Annotated in this window: 1 protein-coding gene; it reads right to left on the bottom strand. The window is 43.8% G+C overall.

Features of this window, described 5'->3' with window-relative positions:
- Positions 1–12: 12 nt before the first annotated feature.
- Positions 13–587: YaeQ family protein (locus A3757_RS05715; RefSeq protein WP_369819532.1), on the bottom strand; the 575-nt coding region annotated here is incomplete at its 5' end.

Here is a 587-nt window from a genome sequence, read left to right as displayed (position 1 = left end):
CGCAAAAGACAATTATTCCTCGCCAAGCAGCCGCTCGATATTCAAGTCAACAACACTCTCCCCCAAGCTTACATTCAAACTTCCATCCTGAATCATCACAACGAGCTCCATCGTTCTTTCGACATGCGCAAGCAGTGGCTCGATATCAGCCATCTCTGCACGCAAGACAGACAAATTAGCTATACGCTTCAAATCCTTTGCTAACCCGTCGAACCAGGGGGCAACCTTTTGTCCGCCATAAGCCAATACAACAACTTTATCTGAGCGACCTGAAGCTTTACGGATACGTTTTAAATCAGGTAAGCCCAAGTCGATCCACAACTCTATTTCGTCGGATAAAGACTTGAGCCAGATATCCGGCTCATCATCAGTCGATAAACCCTTGGTAAAACTTAGCGCTTCATCTGCATACAATGAAAAAGCAAGCAAACGAAGCAACATACGTTCAATGGTTTCAGATGGGTGAAGTGCAACATTAAGCGAGTAGCTTTGGTAATGATCTCGATCAAAGTCACTTAGTTGCAAAGTAACTTTATAGATCGTGGACTTCAGCGCCATGGTATCCCCAAGATTCGTTAATAAATAAA

It is taken from the genome of Oleiphilus sp. HI0117, from assembly GCF_001635235.1.
This window is presented reverse-complemented; position numbering and strand designations above follow the sequence as displayed.